Source organism: Shewanella jiangmenensis (genome assembly GCF_018596335.1).
GTDB classification, from domain to species: domain Bacteria; phylum Pseudomonadota; class Gammaproteobacteria; order Enterobacterales; family Shewanellaceae; genus Shewanella; species Shewanella jiangmenensis.
On sequence record NZ_JAHEPS010000002.1, the window covers coordinates 301546 to 324393 of the forward strand.

General features: G+C 55.1%; 16 protein-coding genes and 1 pseudogene. 9 read left to right on the forward strand and 8 right to left on the reverse strand.

Translation table 11 applies throughout. The features are described 5' to 3' along the window. Position 1 precedes the first annotated feature (1 nt). Positions 2-2476 (forward strand): putative bifunctional diguanylate cyclase/phosphodiesterase, encoded by a 2475-nt coding sequence (locus KJI95_RS06805; protein WP_214506432.1) that lies wholly within the window; start codon positions 2-4, stop codon positions 2474-2476. Positions 2477-2653: 177 nt separating this feature from the next. Then, positions 2654-2839, forward strand: a complete 186-nt coding sequence (locus KJI95_RS19675; RefSeq protein ID WP_432653787.1) for a pentapeptide repeat-containing protein — start codon at positions 2654-2656, stop codon at positions 2837-2839. Between the two features lie 242 nt (positions 2840-3081). Here the strand turns inward: KJI95_RS19675 and KJI95_RS06815 are convergent. From KJI95_RS06815 to KJI95_RS06845, 7 genes and pseudogenes are all read right to left on the reverse strand, one after another. After that, positions 3082-4374 (reverse strand): annotated as a pseudogene (locus KJI95_RS06815) (alkaline phosphatase); the annotation flags it as partial. A gap of 21 nt (positions 4375-4395) precedes the next feature. Continuing rightward, on the reverse strand, positions 4396-5346 hold the full coding sequence (gene gshB / locus KJI95_RS06820) for a glutathione synthase (protein WP_214506433.1): 951 nt from the start codon (positions 5344-5346) through the stop codon (positions 4396-4398). A 28-nt stretch (positions 5347-5374) separates the two neighbouring features. Further along, entirely contained in the window at positions 5375-6106 is a 732-nt protein-coding gene (gene rsmE / locus KJI95_RS06825; RefSeq protein WP_214506434.1) for a 16S rRNA (uracil(1498)-N(3))-methyltransferase, read from the reverse strand. Between the two features lie 17 nt (positions 6107-6123). Continuing rightward, positions 6124-6867 carry an endonuclease gene (locus tag KJI95_RS06830; RefSeq protein WP_432653788.1) on the reverse strand — a complete coding sequence of 248 codons (744 nt, stop codon included), beginning with the start codon at positions 6865-6867 and terminating at the stop codon, positions 6124-6126. 172 nt (positions 6868-7039) lie between these two features. Then, a complete protein-coding gene (locus KJI95_RS06835; protein ID WP_349356712.1) occupies positions 7040-7555 on the reverse strand; it encodes a SprT family zinc-dependent metalloprotease in 516 nt (171 codons plus the stop codon). A 192-nt stretch (positions 7556-7747) separates the two neighbouring features. Beyond that, a complete protein-coding gene (locus tag KJI95_RS06840) occupies positions 7748-8902 on the reverse strand; it encodes a C15 family peptidase (protein ID WP_214506436.1) in 1155 nt (384 codons plus the stop codon). 277 nt (positions 8903-9179) lie between these two features. Then, positions 9180-10091 carry a LysR family transcriptional regulator gene (locus KJI95_RS06845; protein ID WP_214506437.1) on the reverse strand — a complete coding sequence of 304 codons (912 nt, stop codon included), beginning with the start codon at positions 10089-10091 and terminating at the stop codon, positions 9180-9182. Positions 10092-10212: 121 nt separating this feature from the next. On the opposite strand from KJI95_RS06845, the gene KJI95_RS06850 reads away from it, so the two are divergent. From KJI95_RS06850 to KJI95_RS06875, 6 genes are all read left to right on the forward strand, one after another. Further along, the gene (locus KJI95_RS06850; protein ID WP_214506438.1) at positions 10213-14766 is read left to right on the forward strand and encodes an ATP-binding protein; all 4554 of its coding nucleotides are present in this window, start codon (positions 10213-10215) and stop codon (positions 14764-14766) included. Positions 14767-15059: 293 nt separating this feature from the next. Then, positions 15060-16307 (forward strand): hypothetical protein, encoded by a 1248-nt coding sequence (locus KJI95_RS06855; RefSeq protein WP_214506439.1) that lies wholly within the window; start codon positions 15060-15062, stop codon positions 16305-16307. Positions 16308-16309: 2 nt separating this feature from the next. After that, a complete protein-coding gene (locus KJI95_RS06860) occupies positions 16310-16735 on the forward strand; it encodes a hypothetical protein (protein ID WP_214506440.1) in 426 nt (141 codons plus the stop codon). Next, positions 16725-18323: a sensor domain-containing diguanylate cyclase gene (locus KJI95_RS06865; protein WP_214506441.1), complete on the forward strand. Its 1599-nt coding sequence runs from the start codon at positions 16725-16727 to the stop codon at positions 18321-18323. Before KJI95_RS06860 ends, KJI95_RS06865 begins: the two co-directional genes overlap by 11 nt. Positions 18324-18602: 279 nt before the next feature. Further along, positions 18603-20693 carry an elongation factor G gene (gene fusA, locus KJI95_RS06870; protein ID WP_214506442.1) on the forward strand — a complete coding sequence of 697 codons (2091 nt, stop codon included), beginning with the start codon at positions 18603-18605 and terminating at the stop codon, positions 20691-20693. A 133-nt stretch (positions 20694-20826) separates the two neighbouring features. Next, positions 20827-21708 carry a universal stress protein gene (locus KJI95_RS06875; protein WP_214506443.1) on the forward strand — a complete coding sequence of 294 codons (882 nt, stop codon included), beginning with the start codon at positions 20827-20829 and terminating at the stop codon, positions 21706-21708. On the opposite strand, the gene KJI95_RS06880 is transcribed toward KJI95_RS06875, so the two are convergent. Then, positions 21662-22570 carry a LysR family transcriptional regulator gene (locus KJI95_RS06880; protein ID WP_214506444.1) on the reverse strand — a complete coding sequence of 303 codons (909 nt, stop codon included), beginning with the start codon at positions 22568-22570 and terminating at the stop codon, positions 21662-21664. The two genes, KJI95_RS06875 and KJI95_RS06880, sit on opposite strands and share 47 nt — an antisense overlap. Positions 22571-22661: 91 nt before the next feature. Between KJI95_RS06880 and KJI95_RS19580 the strand changes: the two genes are divergently transcribed. Then, positions 22662-22796, forward strand: a complete 135-nt coding sequence (locus tag KJI95_RS19580) for a hypothetical protein (RefSeq protein WP_284730687.1) — start codon at positions 22662-22664, stop codon at positions 22794-22796. Positions 22797-22848: the final 52 nt, after the last annotated feature.

Here is a 22848-nt window from a genome sequence, read left to right on the forward strand (position 1 = left end):
TATGACCAGATTTGAGCCCGGGCGCTGGTTTGTCAGTTTAAGATGGAAGCTGCTTATCGGCGTGTTTTTTTTGATGACGGTGCTGACGCTGGTGCTGGGTAACTTTGCTATGCGTGAACTTGCGCGCCAGCAGCAGTTTTTGCTCGAGGAGCAGCAGCAGGCGCTGCAGCAAAATCTCAGTCACTCGGTTGCCGGTGTGGTCGACGATGCGGTTGCCACAGCGCACCAGCTGCTGCTGGTGGTGGGATCGGATTTCTTTGCTCCTGAAACCACTCAGAGCCGGTTTGAGCCGCTGTGGCAGGATCTACAGCTTGCCTGGGATCTGGAGGGTGTTGGCCGTATTGCACAGCCCGGTTACGGCGGTTTTTACCTAGGTCGGGTACCGGGCGATGACGAGTTTAAATGGTTCGATCGCTGGAGCCGCGCCAGTGTCCCCATCTGGCGCATCCACTGTGTGGATACCTGCGTTTTGCAGGTGCAGGTGCCTGTTCTTAATAATAAAACCCCGTTTCGCCTCTACCTTGAAATGGAGCTCACCTCGCTCATCACCAGCTTCCGCTACGAGCAGGACTTTGAATTGGCGGTACTCGGCGCCCTCGGCACCGGCAAGGAAGGCTCAGACTACTGGGGACGCAAGCTCTTTAATATCAGTAATCGGGAGCAAAGCCTGCCGCTGCTCGAGGCAGTTGGCCAGGCCTGGGGCTGGCAGGAGCTGGTGTCCAAGCAGGAGCTGTTTGAGCTTGATACTAAGTCACATGCGCTGTGGTATTTTCCACTGGATGCCAGCGACAGTGGCCCGGGGATTCTGGTGATGTGGCAGCTTGATGAGTGGCATCATCTGCTTAAAGCCTTTCAGCAAAATATTCTCGGACTTTTGCTTATCACCCTGGTTGCCGCTGGGGTATTGATGGCATTGGTGGCCTGGTCGCCTATTCGTCGCCTTGAATTGCATACCCATACGTTGCCCATGATTGCCGAGCGGCGCTTTGAAGATGTGCGTACCCGCTTATTGCCCCGAAACACCCGTCTGTTGGATGAAGTGGACTTGATGGGAAGGGCGATGCTGAGCCTCAATAACCGTCTGCAGGATCTGGAACAGGACGTCGATGCCTACACCCGCGAGCTTGAGCGGCTGGCGATGCTGGATGTGCTAACCGGCTTACCCAACAAGGCGATGTTAATTCACGAGCTTAACAAGGCCATTGCCTGTGTCGGCAGGGTGCACGACCGGATTGCGCTGCTGTTTTTGGACCTTGATGCCTTTAAGCGGATCAACGATGCGCTGGGTCACAACGAAGGGGATGAGCTGCTTAAAATTGTGGCGAGTCGCTTAAGTAACAGTGTGCGCGGCATGGATACCGTGTTTCGTCAGGGCGGCGATGAGTTTTTGATTTTGCTCAGGGGCATACGGGATGAGCAGGATGTGCGCCGGGTAATTCACAAAATTTTTGCCGCGCTGCAGCAGCCGGTGGTGCTTGGCAATCACAAGCTGATTGTCACCACCAGTATCGGGGTTGCCATGTGCGACTCCCCCACGGTCAACGCCGAAGAGCTTATCAAGTTCGCCGATTTGGCCATGTATCAGGCCAAGGATGCCGGCCGCTCCAATTTCCGCGTCTTTACCGACGATATGCTGCACAACGCCAATAACAGGCTGATGATAGAGCAGGATATCGGCATCGCCATCAATGAGCGGCAGTTGACCCTGTTCCTGCAGCCGATAGTGGCACTTAAAGATGGGCACATTAAAGGATTTGAGGCGCTTATCCGCTGGTTCCATCCAAGCCGTGGTCTCATTATGCCGGGCAATTTTATTCCCCATATTGAAGAGAGTGATGCCATCATCAAGGTGGGCAACTATGTGCTCGCCGAAGCGGTGGAGATACTCAAACGCCTGCGGCTGCAGGGTTGGGATGACATTTATATTGCGGTTAACCTGTCTGCCAAACACTACCTGACCCCGGGGCTTGGTGACTACATCAAGCGTTTGCTGGCATCCGCCATGGTGCCGCCGCAAAGCTTGCTGCTGGAAGTGACCGAAGAGAGCGTTATCGAGCAGGTCGACGAGGCGATGGAGGTGATGCGTGAGCTTAAGCTGCTGGGGCTTAGGATTGCCATTGACGATTTTGGTACAGGTTATTCCTCCCTGAGCTACTTGAAACAGTTGCCATTCGATGTGCTTAAAATCGATCGCTGCTTTACCGCGGGAGTGCTGGATAACGGCGCCGATACCCACATAGTCACGACTGTGATTGACCTTGCGCACCACCTTGGCCGCACCGTGGTGGCCGAAGGCATAGAAACCGAATTGCAAAGCGAGTTTCTGGATTCAGCCGGTTGCGAATTGGCGCAGGGCTACCTTTACTCAAAACCCATAAGTGAAGCCAAAACCCTCGACATTCTGATGGCGATATCCGCATCCCGCCTGTGGCCAAAAGGCGCCGATACCATACTGCTTGGGAAAAAAGTTGGATGACGGGCCGAATTGCCTGCGGTTGTGTGACGATGCAGCTACGAGAGGGCGGTTGCGAGAGAACAGTTACGAGAGAGTAGTCGCGAGAGGGTAGTCGCGGGAGGGTAGACTGCGCGAAGTCCGCGCAGTCTTTCGGCTGTTATCAGAGAGCGTGTGCTTACTCAGGCGGCGATAGCAGGCGTGCTGTCCGTCAGAGCTTGTGAAGGCTCAGTTGCTGACTGTTGCTCTGGCTTGGATTTCGCGGGCTCGGATTTCGCGGGCTCTGAATTCACGGGTTCGGATTTTACAGGCTCCGGTTTTACAGGCTCTGCATTTTCAGGTTCAACCTTTACAGGCTCAGCGTCGGCTGGCTTGGCGTCAGCTTGAGGCTCACTCACCGCTGCCGCGGGTGAGACAGCGGGCTCGGCCTGCTTTTCCTCAGCCTGTTCATTTCCGGCAGAAATCTGCTCCGTTTGCTCATTCCCAGCCTGCGCTTTCTCCGTTTGCTCATTCACGGCGGACTTCTGCTCAGTTTGCTGAGTCGCGGACTGAGGCTTGGCTGTGCCTGCTTCGTTGCCTGCCTCACTGACTGGGGCGTTGGTCGCCGTGGCGGGTTTTGCGGGCTGCTCCTTTTTCACTTTGGGCAGCAGGCTCATCATTTTATTGGCGATGTCGGTGTTATCCTGGGAGCCGTTGAACAAATCCGCCGCAGGTCCCTGGGCGAACACCTGCACGTCCATGGCGGTGTGGCCGCCGGATGTCCAGCCGGTGTGGCTGCGCTTATCAATAATGGCCATAATGCAGGCCGCCAGCGCGTCCTGACCGTCGGCGCGGGCCTTGGTCAGCTCATCCCACTCATCACTTTCAAGCGCAAAACCCAGTGAAGCGATCAGCGGCTTGTGCCACTCTTCGCTGGCGAGGGCGGCGGCTGCCATGCTGTCGGGGCTGGCTTTGACGGCGCGAAGCAGCGCCGCGTCCCATTCATATTCGCCATCGGCGCCTATGCTGAGGCCGCCGGTGTTGTGGTCAGCGGTTACCACCATCAGGGTATCGCCACGGCTTCTGACGAACTCTTCCACCACTTCAATGGCGCGGGCAAATTCGTCCATTTCGCCCATGGCGCTGACGATGTCGTTGTTATGGCCCGCCCAATCGATAAGGCTGCCTTCAACCAGAAGCACAAAGCCCTGCTCGTTCTGCGACAGCAGCTCCAGTGCTTTGGCGGTCAGGGTAGACAGCTGTCTGGCGCCGGGGTTATCCACCGCCCATGGCAGCTGCACTTCAGCAAAAAGACCAATCACTTTGCCGCCGTTAATGGCCGACAGGGCATTCATGTCGGTGACGTGGGTGTAACCCTTGGCGATGAACTTACCAAGCAGCTCAGGGTCGAAATACTTTTGCCCGCCGCCCAACATTACCTGGGCGTCGCTATCAAGATAGGCTTTGGCTATCTCATCGTAGTTTTTGCGGCTTTCGTTGTGGGACAGAAACGCCGCCGGGGTGGCATGGTTTATCTGGCTTGAAACGGCGATGCCGGTCACAAGCCCGGCCTGACGCGCCTTTTCCATCAGCGTGGGCAGCGGCGCCTTGTCGACATCCACCGAAATGGCGCCGTTATAGGTTTTTTGACCCGTGGCAAGGGCGGTCGCCGCGGCCGCGGAGTCGGTTACGTAGCCTGACACAGGCGCCGGATAGGTCGTCGCCATCCCAACCAACAAACGGTCGAACACGGTTTGCTCGATTTCCTCGGTATCCGGATTGTCTTTGAAATAGCGGTACGCCGTGGTGTACGCCGGCCCCATGCCGTCACCCACCATGATCACCAGGTTTTTGGGTTTGGACGGCGCCTTGACAGGCGCGCCCTCGGCAATGGCAAACAGCGGGGTGGCTATCAGGGCTGCTGCCAGAAGAGTACGTAACATAGGTTTCCTCACGCCCGGCGGTTATTGTTTGCCAAGACGGGCTTCGATGGCATTCATCAGCATGCCGGTAATGTCCACATCAAATGCCGCTTCGATTTCACGGATACAGGTTGGGCTGGTAACGTTAATCTCGGTCAGCTTGTCACCGATGACATCGAGGCCCACAAAAATCAGTCCGCGGCGTTTAAGCTCTGGGCCAATCGCCTTGGCGATGCGCCAGTCGCTTTCGGACAAAGGCTGCGCCACACCCCGGCCTCCGGCGGCGAGGTTGCCACGGGTTTCGCCCTGCTTGGGAATGCGCGCCAGTGAGTAAGGCACAGGCTCGCCATCCACCACCAGAATGCGTTTGTCACCGGCGGTAATGGCGGGAATAAACACCTGTGCCATGGCGTAGTTATTGCCGTGGTTGGTGAGGGTTTCGATGATAACGCCGAGATTTGGGTCATCTTTTTTGACGCGGAAAATTGAGGCGCCGCCCATGCCATCCAGAGGCTTTAAGATGATGTCGCCGTGCTCTGCATGAAAGTCGCGGATGCGGCCAGCGTCGCGGGTCACCAATGTGGTTGGGGTAAACTCGGCAAACCAGGCGGTAAACAGTTTTTCGTTGGCATCGCGCAGGCTTTGGGGCTTGTTGACCACCAATACGCCGGCTTCTTCGGCCCGCTCAAGCATATAAGTGGCGTAGATATACTCGGTATCAAATGGCGGGTCTTTACGCATCAGAATGACGTCAAGGTCACTCAGCGGGCAATCCAGCGCGTCGCCAAGCTCATACCAGCACTCGGCGTCCTGCATCACCTTGAGCGGGTGCATGCGGGCGCGGGCCTGACCATTGACCATGGCCAAATCCTGCATTTCCATATAAAACAGCGAATAACCTCGGGACTGCGCCGCCAGTAACATGGCGAAGCTGGAATCCTTCTTGATATTGATGTCGCTGATGGGGTCCATCACTATGCCGAGTTTGATCATCTTCTGTCCTCTGAAGTGTGCGCCTGGGTCAGCCCAGATCGCCAAATTTCATTTGCAGTGCCGTGATAGCCGTTAAGGCTGCGGTTTCGGTGCGCAGCACCCTGGGCCCGAGCAGCACTTCGGTAAACTGGTGCTGCTCCGTCATGGCGATTTCCTCTGCCGACAGGCCGCCTTCGGGGCCAATGAGCAGGCGTATTCTGGTGGTATCCGCCTCCAGTCCCTGAATACCATGACTGGCACGGGGGTGCAGGTTAAGTTTCAGTGCCGAGGTTTGCTCGGCGCACCAGTCGGCAAGCTCCATCACGGGGCGTACTTCCGGTACTGTGGCGCGGCCACATTGCTCGCAGGCGCTGATGACGATTTTCTGCCATTGGGCCACTTTTTTATCGAGCCGTTCACCGGCGAGTTTTACGCCGCAGCGCTCGGAAAACAGCGGGGTAATGGTATTCACCCCAAGCTCCACCGATTTTTGCAGGGTGAAGTCCATCCTGTCGCCACGGGAAATCACCTGCCCCAAATGCAGGTTCAGCGGCGATTCGCTGTGGTTGTCGGTAACTGAAATGATGTTGACCGACATGGATTTTTTACCGGCAGTAATAATCTCGGCCAGATAGTCTTTACCATCACCGTTAAAGAGGCAAAGCTGCTGACCTTCAGTCATTCGCAGCACTCTGCCCACATGGGCAAAGCCGTCTTCATCAAGCTCCAGCACAGATGATTGAGACAGGGGAAAGGGCTGAAAAATTCTTGGAATTCGCATGCATAGTCCTGAATGGGTTAATCGGCCAGACGCTTATCGGCGCCAAGGCGCTGGCACTGGCGCTGCACAAAGGGATTATGGTTTCCCTGACGCTGTGCTATCAGTGCATCCCGTTGGCATTCAATAGTATCAACTGGATAGCTTTTATCCCATGCCTGAAACAATTTTAATTGGGCTGAGGCTATCCTGAGGCCATAGGTTTGCTGCATATACAGATAGCTGCGGGCGATTTGGCCACGGGTATGGGCGGGCGGCTGGGCGCGGCGGCCCTTGAAATCGATGGCCATATCGCATAGACCATATTGGCTGGCGCTCGCATTCCATTGGCTGAAACGGAAATTACTGCGATCGCCATTCACTTCGCCAATGGCCGGTACCAGATTGTGCAGGTCGGCTTCCATTTTGACAAACACCGGGTCGGTTTTGGCGCAGCCCTTGCGGCCATCCTGCTGCCAGCACTGGCGCTGGTGGCCAAATTCCCACGCGGGCACTATGTGCTCCCACTCGATACGTCCGGCGCGGTTGGCATCTTTACGGACCTGATAACCGCAGCTTTCGAAATCCACTTCCCAGCGTTTGCCGTTGGGTTTTATGTCACAGCCGCAGTAAAAGCTCTGCATGGGTAACTTCTGGTAAATCTTCTGGGCGACTTTTTTGGCTTCGGTGAAGCTCTCGGGATGCTGGCCGCGGGACTGACTGGCGGAGGCGCAGCTGGCGAGCAGCAGCGCAAGCACTCCGGAAAACAAGCTCTTAAGGGGCAATGACTGCACGGATACTGCCTGAACAAGGTGGGAAATTTCGGTGGCGGCGATGGTAAAACAAAGGACTGATGCAGGCAACTCACCAGCAAAGCAAGTGCGCAGCCAGGCAAGTTTACCCTGCCGGGCTAACGTTACTGCCGGTGCTCACTTTTAGTTGAACACAACAGGGCGCTCAGGCGGCGTCGGTCACAGTGCTTTTGAGGTACTCGCCGCATTTGCGGCACAGGTAGCGGGTTTGATTGCGCACCACTTTATTGTGGCGTCTCACCGACAGCGCCACCTCACCACAGCCGCAGCGGTAATTGATGCTGCGGCTCACGGCGCTGGTATCCAGGTTATGGGTGGTGCGTGGGCTTAGGCCAAACACTCGCCGCATAAGTTGCTGCCACTCGCTGCCGTGGGGTTTGACTCTGCCATAAAGCTTATAAGCGAGGAGATGGCACAGCTCGTGGGGGATGACTTCGGTAAAAAAGTTATCCGGATTTTGCTCAAGCAGCGTGGGATTAAGGCGGATAAGGTTCAGCTCAAAATAGGCCATGCCAGCGGTTTTGCCGCGAATATCAAAGCGAAGAGTTGGCCGCATAAGCATGATGCCAAGGCTCGCTTCAGCCCTGAGGCAAGCGCGTTCAAGCTGCAATTGTGCTTCTTCCTGCGCCGGGCTTGTCGGCGCCATAGACTCGGTGGCCACTGTCTTTCGAGGCGCAGCACGGCGCGGCGCGGATACCGATTTTTTTAAAGATGATGCGCTGCGCTTAAACGGGGAGAACATATTGAGGAAAAGAGTGTCAGTGTGGTCGCGGGTCTCGCGCCATGATAGCGAGACCCGCCCGAAACCGCCACGCTTTAGCTATGCGAAGCGGGTCAAAAATGCGTCCGCAGCTTACAGGGTCGCGGCTGCCAGCTCCACCATGGTGCGCACCTGCTCGGCGATGGCTTTGCTTTTCTCGCTGTCAACACCACTGATTTTCGGCGTGTGAATATGGCCAACCGGGATCTTGAGGCCAAACTGGTTTTTCAGCAGTACGGCGCGGTAGGAGATTTCATTGGACAGATAACCACCGCCTGAGCCTTCCACCGAGGTGGCGCTGGTAAGCTCACCTAGGCTTTTGGCCTCAAACTCGCCTTTCTCGAGTGTGGTTATCTTGTGATTGTCATTGATTTTGAAGTTGCCGGGCGCTGCCTGCATGGCCGATGCTGGCAAAGAAAACTCAACAAATTCATCGCCCATCAGCGGCTTGCCATTAAGCATCGGGGCTATCGGGCGGCTTTTATTGGCGCCCGTGAGTACATTCAGGTTATCCGGCGCATCGGCGCTGCGGTTGCGGCCGGGGAAGCGTTCAAGGTCAAAATCTTCGCGGCCCATGCTCACGGTAAACACCGCCTCGATGGCGCGTTTGCGGTAAAGCGGCGTGAGCAGGGATTCAATCATGCCCTGATCGAAATCGGCAAACCGCACCGGGATCATCGCGGTTTCAATCTGTGCCTGTTTACCACCCACTTTGAAGCGATAGCCATCCAGCATCAGTGCGGTGATACCGGACGGGTTGCTTTGCTGAATATTGCGGTCAAGGAAGAAAGGGTCGAAGCCGGTGAGCAGAATGCGGATCTGGACATCGTCGCCAAAATGGATGTCTGACAGGCCGCGGGACGCGGTTTCGATGGCGCGCACTAAAATATCGCGCTGCCAGGGGGCAATGTTGTAGCCAACCTTGTCGTTTTTGGCCTGAGTTCGCATCATCAGGCGCGACCAATACAGGCTGCGGTCGTCTATGTTGCCGGACTGCACATCCCGCACCGCCTGTTGCCACAGTCGTTCGCCCTGCGCTGCTGCCAGCTGGGTGACCTGCTTTTCATTCTGACTTTGGGCAAGTTTTTGCTGCAGTCCTTCGGTAAGACCATGATAACGCTGCACCACTGTGCCAAGCTCGGCGCTGGCCTTGGGCAGTCTCAATTCTTCGGCGTCGGCGCTGGCAAAGGAGGGCAGGCTTAAGCCAATCAGGGTGGAGGCCAGAAGGGACGGGAGCAATTTCAACATGGAACTTCCTTAATTCTGTGTGACTTCTTGTTTTATTTTTCGGTATGACCAGGGCTAAGACCGGGCTGCTGTTGTCAATGATGTCAGTAAGGATGGCTGACTGTGCGGCCGGGCGCGTAAGCGGCGCGTCGATATGGGTACCACAGGAGCGGTGAAAATGCGAGTTTGGTGGCTTGCCTGCGCAGTTTTGCGGAGCCATTTGAGGCGCTAATTCAAAGGCCGCGTCCAACGGCAATATTCAACGGCACATTTAAAGACCAGATGCAAAGGCCTCGGCTTAGCCCATCATGCCGAGCAAGGACTCCTGGCTGCCAAAGCGCTTGGTAAAGAAATCCAGAAACACACTGATGTTACTGGCAAGCTGTTTTCGACTGGAATAGACGCCATAAACCTTAAACGGCTCCATCGGCCACTCCGGCAGGATGGGCATCAGCGCACCACTGGCCAGATCGTTTTTGCACTGGGCGTGGGACAGCATGGCAATGCCAAAATCGTCCAGCGCCAGTTGGCGCACCATCACCACGCTGTTAACCCGCACCCGCCGCTTAAAGGCGACCATGGTTTTGCGGGCGCCTTTCCCGAGCGGCCAGATGGGCGCCGAGCGGGTGGTGCCAAGCAGAATACCCGCGTGGTTGCCAAGCTCCTTCGGGCTGGCTGGCGTGCCATGTTGCTTAAGGTATCCAGGGCTTGCCACCAATATTGGCTGGCGCTCAAACAGCAGGCGGGCGACGTTGTCAGACGGCTGCAGCGGCCCGTATTTGATGGCGATATCGTAACCTTCGCCCACCAGGCCGACGTCTGAGTCGGTAAATTGCACGTCCAGATCAACGCTTGGGTACAGGCGTAAAAAGCCGCTGCAAAGGTTGGCGATGAGCTCCTGATTGAATGACACCGGAATCGCGACCCTGAGTGACCCCGACACGTCGGCGTGGGTGTGCTCAATCACAGCTTTGGCGGCTTCAAGCTCGTTCACTATGGTTTCGCAGTGCTGATAAAAGAGGGCGCCCACCTGAGTCAGGCTTAAATTGCGGGTGTCGCGCTGCAGCAGACGCACCCCAAGCTCCTCTTCGAGCTGAGCAACTTTCCGACTAATGGTGGATTTTGGCATGCCGGTATCTCTGGCAGCCTGACTGAAGCCTTGAGATCTGACCACTGCAGCAAACAGCGCCATCCCATTCAAATCTGGCATTTTTTTTCTACTGTCTCAAAAATGGAACATAGCGTCCAAGGCAGTTTAATGGTATTTACAAAGCGAAGAAAGGTATATTTGTTGGCTAAAAATTTTCAGAGGCTTAGCAGAGGATCTTTTGATGACCACCAATAAGAAGCCCACTCACACGACTCAAGCTCAAAAGCCTGACCCGCTGTTTTTGCAGGCAGAGCATTTGGCGAAGGATTTTTCGCTGTTTCCTGAGCACAGCAAGCAAAGCTTGTCTGAAGAAATCAAAGGCCTGCTGGACGATGCAGCTATCCAGGCCAACCTCAAGGGACTGGCCAATCTGGACGTGGATGGCTATGTTGCCAAGGTAATTCAGCCGACTCAGGACAAGACCCGTCCCGGCGCCAAACGTATTATTGCCGATCTCAAGGGTAAGGTCATTACCGAAACCCACATGGGCTCATTCTACAGTGCTGAAGTGGATCTGAACTTCGGCAGCCGCGTTCGCCGCATTGGTTTTGTGGCTCAGGAGCGCACCACCGCCAACGGCGCCTGGATGCCTGAGCATCACCTGGCCGCCTGTAAGGCCATTCGTCATTTTGCCGAGCTGTCCATGCCTATCGTTTACCTTATCGACACCCCCGGTGCCGATGCAGGTGAAGTGGCCAACAGCAACAACCAGGCGCACTCTATCTCCAAGGCGATTGCCGAGAGTGCCAACGTTGACGTGCCTACTGTCGGTATCGTGATCGGTGCCGGTTACTCGGGCGGCGCTATCCCACTGGCTGCGGCCAACATTCTGCTGTCGCTGCGTGATGGTATCTTCAACACCATCCAGCCACAGGGCCTGCAGAGCATTGCCCGCAAGTACAACCTGTCTTGGCAGGAATGTGCCAAGTCTGTGGGTGTATCCCCTGAAGAGCTGTACACCGCCGGTTGTATCGATGGCATCATCGACTTCTCGCCATCTGACCGTGACGAGCGTCAGCACAACCTGCGCCGTGCCATCATCAGCTCTATCGAAGCGGTTGAGCGCGCTGCAGTTAACTTCGTTAAAGAATCCAAAGACCTGCGTGAGCACTACGAGCGCAGTCTGACCCGATTCCTTAATCCTTCCAAAAACCTCAAGGCGCTGGAAAACACCGCCGATATGGCCGTGGCCTCAAGCCCGACCATGCACCTGAACCTGTTCGGCAGCGCCTATCGTTACCTGCGCTACCTGACACTGCGCAGCCGCATCCACTCCATTTCCATGGAGCAGTATGGCCGCTTGTCCAAGGTAAGTGTGCCTGAGGGTGACCTGCTGGAGCGTATCCAGAAGGAGCAGGAAAAAGTATTCCAGGCCTGGCTCTCAAGCCCGGATAAAGTCGTGTACGACGAAGAGCTGTCCAAACTGTGGAACAACTTCGTCAACAAGCGCAGCGAGATCAGCACTGAGCGTAACATGCTGACCCGTCTTATCCTCGGTGAGCCAAAAGAGAACTACAAGAAAGCCAAAAAGGCGCTTTTGTTCAACATCGGCTGGTCTTTGTACCACCGCTGGAAGGCCAATGCCGCCAACAACTTCAAGGGCCTTATCCATTATCTGGAAACCCTGCCTGCCGAAGTGACTGAAGCCAACTTCCCTGAGCTGAACAACCTGACCGTGCTGGACGTGGTTGTTAACAAAGAGCTGCGTGAAGACTTCATTTGGCAGTGCTACAACATCCTGATTTTCAACGCGCTGTACGACAACGTGGTGGGCAGCCTGGCGTCTATCGCCAAAGAAGCCATGATGAGCAAGAGCCTGTCGCGCAAGTCGGTAGACAGCCTGCTGCACAAGGCCATCGACCGCGCCCTGTCGACTCAGGACATCGCCAACGACAAGAACAAGTTCTACAAGTGGCTGAAGTACTTCATGTCTCAGTCAAACCGCGCCGAGCTGCTGACCAAAACCGAGCAGTGGAAGAGCGTGGGTTTCCCACAGCTGAACGACTCTTTGTTCGTGATCCTGACCTACTTCTTCGAGCGTCTGCTGCCTGAATATTTCGACAGCGAGGATGACACCAGCAAGTACACGGGTGCCATCAACCCGGTGCGTATCGGTCGTCGTAAAGACTTCTGGAACCGTCTGACCATGGGCTATCAGGATCTGCTGATCCAGAAGGTTCTGCGTGACGAGAAGAAAACCGGCAAGATGACCTGGGAAAACGTTATCGGTAAGTTCTTCAACAAGTTTGATGAACTGAACGGCGACAAGATGAGCGCAAACCTGCTCAACTTCCCCGGTTTCCGTCTGTCGATTGAAGATGCCATCGACAAGGGTATCCGTCCTTGTGGTTTGATCACCGGCGTAGCCGAGTTCAAACACAATGGCGCCGCCATCAAGGTGGGCGTGGCCGTATCCAACACCGCCTTCCAGGCCGGTGCCTTCGATATGGCGTCTGCCGAGAAGTTCTCAGCCCTGCTGATTGAGTGTGCCAAGCGCCACCTGCCGGTGATCTGCTTTATCTCCTCCGGTGGTATGCAGACCAAAGAAGGTGCTGCGGCGCTGTTCTCTATGGCGGTGGTGAACGATCGTATCACCCGCTTTATTCGCGACAACGAGCTGCCAGTACTGATGTTCGGCTTTGGTGACTGTACCGGTGGTGCCCAGGCATCCTTCGTGACTCACCCGTTGGTGCAGACCTACTACATGTCTGGTACCAACATGCCGTTTGCCGGTCAAATGGTGGTTCCAGCGTACCTGCCGTCTACTTCTACGCTCGCCAACTACCTGTCCAAGGTACCGGGCGCGATGAACGGTCTGGTATTCAACCCCTTCAGCGAGACTCTGGATTCACAGCTGTCCAGCATCGACCCGCTGATGCCAATGCCAACCCAGAAGATTGAAGATGTGATCACCACAGCTCTGTCATCGCTGGTGGCCGAGGCGCAGGTGATTGAAGATGAACTGCATCAGGATGACCCGCGTGCCCTGATGAAGCCAATCGACAAGGTGCTGGTACATGCCCGAGGCTGTACTGCGGTGAAACTTATCCGCAAGGCCCACGACAACAACATCAATGTGGTGTTGGTGGCGTCTGATCCTGACATGACAGCCGTACCGGCCGACATGCTTAAAGAAACCGACAAGCTGGTGTGCTTGGGTGGTAACACCTCTGACGAATCTTACCTGAACGCTTACTCAGTGCTGAAAGTGGCCGAGTACGAGAAGGTGGACGCGCTGCACCCAGGTATCGGCTTCCTGTCCGAGAGCCCACAGTTTGCGGCCTTGTGTGTGAACAACGGTGTTAACTTCGTTGGCCCGAGCGTTCACTCCATGACCACCATGGGTAACAAGTCCAACGCCATCAAGACCTCTCAGGCCCAAAACGTGCCTGTGGTACCGGGTTCCCACGGCATTCTTTCCAACGCCGAACAGGCGGTGAACGTGGCCAGCGAAATCGGTTACCCAGTGCTGCTTAAAGCGGTGCAGGGCGGTGGCGGTAAGGGTATTCAGGTTGTACGTCGCCCTGAAGACATGATCCCACTGTTTATGAAGACTTCTACCGAAGCGGCTGCCGCTTTTGGTAACGGCGACCTGTACCTTGAGAAATACGTGACCTCTCTGCGTCACATCGAAGTACAGCTGCTGCGCGACAAGTTCGGCAACACCAAGGTGCTGGGTCTGCGTGACTGCTCGGTACAGCGTAACAACCAGAAAGTGATTGAAGAGTCTGGTTCTACCATGCTGCCGCCGGAGCTCAAGCAGCGCGTGCTGGATTACACCCGCTCACTGGGTAACGCCGTGGATTACATGGGCGCTGGTACTGTAGAGTTCATCTACAACCTGGATGCCAACGAAGTGTACTTCATGGAAATGAACACCCGTCTGCAGGTTGAGCACCCGGTTACCGAAGCCACTTCGGGCATCGACATCGTATCTGCTCAGTTTGACATCGCTGCCGGCCGCTCTATCGAGCATCTGGAGCCGAAAGAAATCGGCTATGCCATGGAAGTGCGTGTGACCGCTGAAAAAGCGGCGCTGGACAGCCAGGGGATTCTGCAGCTGCTGCCAAACCCAGGCAAGATCAGCGAGTGTGTTATCCCAGAACGTGACTATGTGGAAATCATCTCCATTGCCGCCGAAGGCAAGGAAGTGTCGCCATACTACGACAGCCTGATCGCGCAAATCATCGTTCGTGGCGAGAGCCGTGAAGACGTGATTGCCAAGATGTACGATTACCTCGACAGCGTGGTGATCAAGGGCATTGCGACCAACATTCCGCTGCTCAAGCGTATCCTCAAGGATGCTACCTTCAACGAAGGCGTGTACGACACCAACTATCTGCCACGTTTGATGGCTGAGCTGGACATTCCTGAGCTGATTGCCGAGATGGAAGCGGCCGCCGAAACCCAGGGCGTGAGCACTGAGTCTCTGCGTGTGGGCGACTCCAATGAGCTCAAAGTTCTGGCGCAGGGCGCGGGTATCTTCTACAGCTCACCGGCCCCGGGCGAGCCAGAGTTCGTGCGTGAAGGTGACATTGTGACCACCGACACAGTGCTGGCGCTGACCGAAGCGATGAAGATGTTCTCCCAGGTGACCCTGGCGAGCTTCAACCGCAAAGGCGCCGTGCTGTATCCGGAAGATCAGAAGTACCGCATCGAGCGTATTCTGAACACCAACGGCCAACAGGTGTCTCAGGGCGACCTGCTGTTTGTGGTGACCCCGCTTGAGGCCTAATCTGCCTTAATTGCAAAAGCCCGCCATCCGGCGGGCTTTTTGTTTTTACTGCTTTATTTGTCTGAATGTGCAGTGTCAAAAAGCGGTTATTTGTCAAAATACCGACCAAAAATCGCCGATACGTTCAAAAACCGTACGCTGCTTGCTTTCTTGTCCCCCGACAAGCATTTACAATCTGTTAAACATGCAATGCAAAAGTGCTACTTTTGTTTCCGGCTTTCCCCCGCTTCGGGCAAAGCTTCTAAACTTAAGTTGATAAGTAAAAAACAGCATTGCCTCCGGGGAGAGAAAGTTTGCGTAAGTCTGCGATGGTTGCCCTGTTGGGCCTCTTGTCTGCAGCGCCCGCCATGGCGCAGCAGGACATTCGATTCAGCGGCTTTGGCAGTATCGGTGCCTTGTATCACGACAGTGATTATCTGGGTTTTCACCGTGACTACACCATGGAAGCGGTCGAGCTGGGCTGGTCGACTGCTGCCGATACCATGCTGGGGCTGCAGCTAAATGCCGATTTAACCGACCAGCTCGACCTGGTCGGGCAAATGGTATTTAAAAATCGCGTCAGCGATGAGGTATCCGATAACCTCGAGTGGCTGTTTTTACGCTATCGTCCAAACAGTGACTGGGCTTTCCGGGTCGGCCGGCTTGGGCTTGATTTGTATATGCTCAGCGAATATCGCGACGTATCTTACGCCTATTCCTGGGTGCGCCCGGTACCTGAGTTTTACAACCTTATCTCCTCCATTTCCCGTTACAACGGCGCCGACGTCAGCTATCGCACCCGTCTGGGTGACAATATCTTTGAAGCCAAGCTGGCCTATGGCAGCAATGATGCTGCGCTGCAGGGTGCCGAGCAGCAAATCGATATTGGCCTTGATGACATCACCGCGCTGACCCTGTCGTTGACCGCGAATGAATGGCTACTTCGCGCCTCTATTGCCAATGCGTCGGCAACAGGTGAGAACTATCAGACCAATCAGCTGCTGTTTGCGCTGCGCTCAATCCCTAAAGAGCTGTGGCCGGACGCTGCGGCGCTTGCCGACGAGATTGCCTTTATCCATCGCAAGTCCCGTTACTATGCGCTTGGTGCCCAATATGATGATGGCCGCTGGATCCTGCAGTCGGAGCTTGGCTATACCGAAACCGACTGGCGGCTGCTGCAGCCTTATATGTCTGGCTACATCAGCCTTGGGCGGCGCTTCGATAACCTGACGCTGTTCGCCATGGTGGCCTCAGTGCAAAACACCGAAGATGCGGAAGAAATTGCCACGCCGCCTTCATTGCCGTTTTTACCCGCCGAGCAACAGGCTCAGCTCCTGGCACTCCACGGGGCGGCGCAGTACTCCTACCATGCCTCAAGTCTGGATCAGACCAGCTACTCCCTTGGGGCGCGCTGGGATTTTTACGACAACATGGCGCTTAAGTTTCAATGGGATCACACCCAAATAGGCGACTACGGCTCCAGCTTGTGGGTGCGGGATTTTCCCATGGCCCATGATGATTCGGTCAATGTCTTCTCCATCAACCTGAGTTTTACTTTCTGACCATGAAGTTAACGACGAGCATACTCATCGCCTGCTTGCTTGCTGCTCCGGTTCATGGGGAGGAGGCCCTGTTTGTGGTGGTTAACGCCGGCAGCGAGGTCGCTGAGCTGAGCCATCATGAACTGGTCGATATCTTTATGGGCCGCTATAACACCTTTCCGGATGGTGCGCAGGTTACCGTGTTTGATAATGATTCGGTCCAGGGGTTGCGGGAGCGTTTTTACCGCCAACTGGTAGACAGAAGTTTGGCCCAGGTAGATTCCTATTGGGCGCGGCTGCAATTTTCCGGACGGGTAACCCAGCCGGAGGAGCTTGGCAGCGCTGCGCAGTTGCAGGAAAAAATGCGCACTACCCGCTCGGCCATTACCTTTGTCAGCGAAGGGCAGTTAAACGATTCACTCAAGGTGGTTCACAGATTTGATCCTTAGCAGTCAAAAACTCTATATCAAAGTGGCCTTGGCCATTGGGCTTGGCGCGTTAATCGCGGCGGTGGCGGCTTGCCTGTATTTTTATCTCGATGCCAAAGAGAGCAAGCAGGCAGAGGCGCGAAGCCAAATCTCCCAGTTGGCGATGACGGTACAAAGTACTGCTTCGGTGGCGCTGTACGTGCAGGATGGGGAGCTTGGCCGCGAAATTGTCGAAGGTCTTGAGGTGAATGACCTTATCGCCGGCGCTCAGCTCTCAACCAACGCCGGGGTGTGGGTAAGCTCGGCAGGTTTTGCCGGAGCCAACGAAAAAGCGCTGCTGCAATTTGATATCCCTCATCCATTTTTTGCCGGTGAAGTGCTGGGGCACCTTAAGTTGCTGCCCAATTCGCGCTATATCGATGAGAGTGCCACCAAGGGCGCCGTCAAGCAGGCGTGGGTATTGGCACTGCAATCGGCCTTGATTGCCCTCCTGGTGTCCTTCCTGGTACACAAGACCCTGACGGCACCGCTGAATCAGCTTACCCGCAATTTCGGCCGTATCAGCCCGGGCGAAGACGACCCGCTTGATATTCCCCGTTATCACGAACGCGATGAAATCGGCAGTCTGGTCAACGGCATCAACGAGCTTATCGGCAAACTGAATCATTCCATCGAAACCGAGCGCACATTGCGGGAGCGGACTGAGTTGCTCGAGCGAAAGTTCCGGCTGATTTTCGAGCGTGCCAGCGCCGGTATTTGCCTTATCGACAAGCAAAATCAGCTGCTGGTGGCCAACGAAGCGTTCGAACGCCTGTGCGGCACCAAATCGCTCGAGTCCAAGCCCTGTCTCATCAGCTGGTTTGAAGAAGAAACTGAGCTCGAGAGCTTTTTGCGGGAGCTCAGGCAAAACAGCCACCTGAATCATGTGGAAATGGAGCTGCAGCTTCGCACCGAAAATGCCGAGTCGCTCAAATGGGTTCACTGTCTGTTCTCCAAGGTGGAAGACAGCGAAGGCGTGTCGGATTTACTGATTGAAATCATGATGTACGACATCACAGAGCGCACCTACCGCGAGCGGATGATCCGCTTTGAGGCGGAGCATGATTTGCTGACTCAGCTTAAAAACCGCCGTGCCGGTGAGCGGTTGCTGCATGAGATGATGCGCCGCGCCGATCAAACGGCCTCCCCCATGGGGCTTATGCTGATTGACCTTGACCGTTTCAAGCCGGTCAATGATGTGTATGGTCATGAAGCGGGCGATACCGTGCTCAAGGCGATTGCCGAGCGGCTGATGCGATTGGTGGATGATAACGGCGTTGTGATCCGCTGGGGCGGCGATGAATTCCTGATAGGCGTCGCCAATGTGGATAAGGATTACAACCTGTTGAAAACGCTCGCCAGTAACATTCTACAGCAGGTATCAAAGCCGGTGATGATCCGTGGCAATCTGAACTGTGATGTGGGCGCCAGTATCGGTATTGCCGTGTATCCGCACCATGGCCAGACCCTCGAAGCCATGCTCGAGGCGGCCGATGTGGCCATGTACGACGTTAAAGAGCAGGGCCGGGGCAGTTATCAATTTGGGCGTCTGCCGCCGGGGGCGGCCTGAAGCACAACCAAAGCATGAGCTAAATGTCTGCTTAGATGGGTTTTGTTTAAAAAACGCGCCAAAATGCGATTCCGGAATATCGGTCTTTGCGGTTGATTTTTAATCGTTTTTGGCGCTCGAGAAGCAGTAAGCTCTGTTTTACCAGCTAAAAAATGTCTAAGCCGTTTGCGCCGGACGGCCATCCCAATTACAATGTGCGCCTCAAATCCTGATGTGTGGTTTGCTTCTTTTTGTGGCATACTCCGTCTACTTTTATAAACCAAGCAAAAAAGTTGAATCATGACCGATTTATCAAAATACAGAAACATTGGTATTTTCGCTCACGTTGACGCGGGTAAAACCACGACCACAGAGCGTATCCTTAAGCTGACCGGTAAAATCCACAAACTGGGTGAAGTTCACGACGGCGCTTCTACCATGGACTTCATGGAGCAGGAAGCTGAGCGTGGTATTACCATTCAGTCTGCTGCCACCACCTGTTTCTGGAAAGGTCACCGCTTTAACGTAATCGACACCCCCGGTCACGTAGACTTCACCGTTGAAGTTTATCGTTCTCTGAAGGTTCTGGACGGCGGCGTTGGTGTATTCTGCGGTAGCGGCGGTGTAGAGCCACAATCAGAAACCAACTGGCGTTATGCCAACGAGTCAGAAGTTGCTCGTATCATTTTCGTAAACAAGCTGGACCGTATCGGTGCTGACTTCCTGCGCGTAGTTGCTCAGGTTAAGAAAGTACTGGCTGCCAACCCGCTGGTTATGACCCTGCCAATCGGCCGTGAAGACGAATTCACCGGCGTGGTAGACGTACTGACCCGTCAAGCCTACGTATGGGATGACTCAGGTCTGCCAGAAAACTTCACCGTAACCGATATCCCAGCTGATATGGTTGACCTGGTTGAAGAATACCGTGAAATGCTGGTTGAGACTGCTGTTGAGCAGGACGACGACCTGATGGAAGCCTACATGGAAGGTCAAGAGCCTTCTATCGAAGACCTGAAGCGTTGTATCCGTAAGGGTACCATCAACCTGTCTTTCTTCCCAACCTTCTGCGGTTCTGCGTTCAAGAACAAAGGTATGCAGCTGGTTCTGGACGGCGTAGTAGACTACCTGCCATCTCCAACTGAAGTTGAGCCACAGCCTCTGACTGACCCAGAGACCGGCGAAGAGACTGGTGCAGTTGCTACTGTGTCTGTAGACGAGCCTTTCCGCGCTCTGGCGTTCAAGATCATGGATGACCGTTTCGGCGCCCTGACCTTTATCCGTATCTACTCTGGTAAGCTGAAGAAGGGTGACACCATCCTGAACTCTGCTACCGGCAAAACTGAACGTATCGGCCGTATGGTGGAAATGCACGCCAACGATCGTAACGAAATCGAATCTGCTCAGGCTGGTGACATCATCGCCGTAGTAGGTATGAAGAACGTTCAGACCGGTCACACCCTGTGTGATCCTAAGCACGAATGTACTCTCGAACCTATGATCTTCCCAACTCCAGTAATCTCTATTGCTGTGACTCCGAAGGACAAAGGTGCTTCTGAGAAGCTGGGCGTTGCTCTGGGTAAGATGGTTGCTGAAGATCCATCGTTCCAGGTTGAAACCGACCAGGAAACCGGTGACACCATCCTCAAGGGCATGGGCGAACTGCACCTGGACATCAAGGTAGACATCCTGAAGCGTACTTTCGGCGTTGAGCTGACTGTAGGTGCTCCACAGGTAGCTTACCGTGAAACCATCACTGCCCCAATCGAAGACAGCTACACTCACAAGAAGCAGTCTGGTGGTTCTGGTCAGTACGGTAAGATTGACTACCGCATCCGTCCTGGTGAGCCAGGTACCGGCTTCAGCTTCAAGTCTGCCGTAGTTGGTGGTAACGTTCCTCGTGAATTCTGGCCAGCCGTAGAGAAAGGCTTCGAAGAAATGATGGGCGAAGGTCCTCTGGCTGGCTTCCCAGTGCTGGACGTTGAAGTTGAACTGTTCGACGGTGCTTACCACGCAGTTGACTCTTCTGCCATCGCGTTCGAAATCGCCGCTAAAGGTGCATTCCGTCAGTCTATGCCGAAGGCCCGTCCTCAGCTGCTCGAGCCTATCATGAAGGTTGACGTGTTCACTCCGGACGATCACGTTGGTGACGTAATCGGTGACCTGAACCGTCGTCGCGGCATGATCAAGGATCAGGAAGCTGGTCTGACTGGTGTACGCGTTAAGGCAGACGTACCGCTGGCCGAAATGTTCGGTTACATCGGTCACCTGCGTACCATGACCTCTGGTCGTGGTCAGTTCTCCATGGAGTTCTCTCACTACAACCCATGTCCAGCCAACGTTGCTGAGACTGTGATTGCAGAGACCAAGGCCAAGAACGCCGCTAAGAAGTAATTAATACTTCCGCGATAAAAACCCGCCCCTGTGGCGGGTTTTTTTATGGCCGGATCTGGCACAAATTCAGTTTGAATCAAGTTTGAGCGCCTAGTATCGACCTTAACAGACCAGCCGTTTTGGAGGGAATCTCATGGAAAAGGTCTTTATCATCGCCCAGCATCCGGGCAGTAAAACCGATACTGTCACTGAAGGACTGGCGCTTGCACGGGCGCTGGACGCGGCGCCTGCGCTGGTGTCTTACGACTACGCTTACTTTGCCGGTGATGAGTACTACAACCCGCGTCTGGCGGCAGCAGCCCGGCAGGCGCTGCTTGAGCAAAGGCGTCAGGCGCTGGTTAATAAACTCGCCGAGCAGGGGGAAAGTACACTGCAGCCGGAGGCGCGCTGGAGCAAGACGCCCCATCAGGATGCGATTGATGCCAGCTCGTCTGGCGGATTTTCGCTGCTTATCAAAGGGATAGATGATGCCGAGGCGCCAGCCCCCACAGATTGGCATCTTATTCGTCACACCCGCACGCCATTAATGCTGCTGACCAATAATCCGCTTGCCCGTGGCCGCTGTGTGTTAATGGCGGTGGACTTGGATGCCAGCTCTGAGGATAAGCAGCTTTTGAACCAGCTGGTGCTGGCTCACGGCCGACGTCTCGCTGCAGCGCTGTCGTTGCCGCTGCATCTGGCCTGTGTGATCCGGGTGCCGACTATTTTGCGGGACATGGATCTGGTTACTCCCCATGAAATCCTTAAGGCGGCCCACGAAAAGCACAGCGAGACGCTGAAATCCCTTGGCTTGCCGGCGGAGCAAATTCATCTGGTGACCGGCGAGCCAGAGCTGTGTCTGTATCAGTTAAGTTCGAGCCTGAAAGCCAAGTATCTGGTGCTTGGCGCCCGCAAGCGTGAAGGGCTGTTTGGTACTGTGATTGGCAGCACCGCCGAGGCACTGGTGCACAGGGTGCGCTGTAACCTGCTTATTCTGCCGCCGGATCCCCAGTGGCTGCCAGATGAGCGCGGCTGAGCCGTAAAAAGGCGTCTGCTGCCGGGGTAAGCTGCATGTGGCTGCGCCAGATGAGAGCGAGCTGCCAGCTACTGCCATCGAGCAGGGGCCTGAAGGTCAGCGCTTTATCCGAAAGTTTGTCGCAGATGGGGGCGGGCAGTATTGCCAGCCCCATTTTGGCTTCCACCATGGTGGCTATAAAGTCCCACTGTCCGCTGCGATAGGCAATATTGAGCTCAACACCTGCCGCCCTTGCCCGTTTGTGCAGCAGTTTGGCGAGGGCAAAATCTTCGTTGTACATGATAAACGGCAACGCGCCGAAATCACTCCAATCCAGCACATCTTTGGCACTTAAGGCATGCCCGGCCGGTAAACAGGCCCACAGCGGATAGGCGGTCAGCGGCTGGGCTGTCAACTCTTCTTCATGGGTGGCAGGCAGGGCGGTAAAGGCAATATCGAGGGTGTTGGCAAGCAGGGCTCGCTCGCAGCCAAAGCCGCCGAATTCCGACATTTCAAGGTTGACGCCGGGATAGCTTTGGCGAAAACCAGTCAGCAAATCAATCACCAGGCTGCTCATCATAGGACAAACACCCAGTTTGAGATTGCCGCGCTGAAGGCCGCTTAAATGTGATAAATCCTCATCGAGCAAATGCCAGTGTCCAAGGATTTCCTGCGCCCGCAGGAGCATCAGCTCGCCCGCTTGAGTCAGTGCCAGCCCGTGCGGCCCTCGGATAATCAGCTGCTGTTGCCAGTGGTCTTCAAGGCGTTGGATAAGCTTGCTTAGGGTGGGTTGGGTCAGATACAGCTTTTCAGCCGCGCGGGTAAAGCTGCCTGTTTCAGCCAGCACCATAAAGCAGTGCAGGCTCTTGATGGGGATGTTCATGCCATTTTGGAATGCTGACGATGGAATAGATTCATTTTACTAATGAAGCTGGCGGCGATACCTTGAGCGGCATCGCAATCGGGGGATTAACATGAAAGCCTATCGTGGAATGTGGGTCAGCAGTATGTGGATAAGCGCAGCGCCGGTAACTGCCAAGCCGCAGCTTGATGCCGGGCCGGGTTACTGGCAGCGTTTGCTCAGGTTGTTCAAAGGTCATAGCGCCTGAATAGTGATATTTGTCTTGGCAGGCTAAGTGATTGTCTGTGAGGATTTTTAGG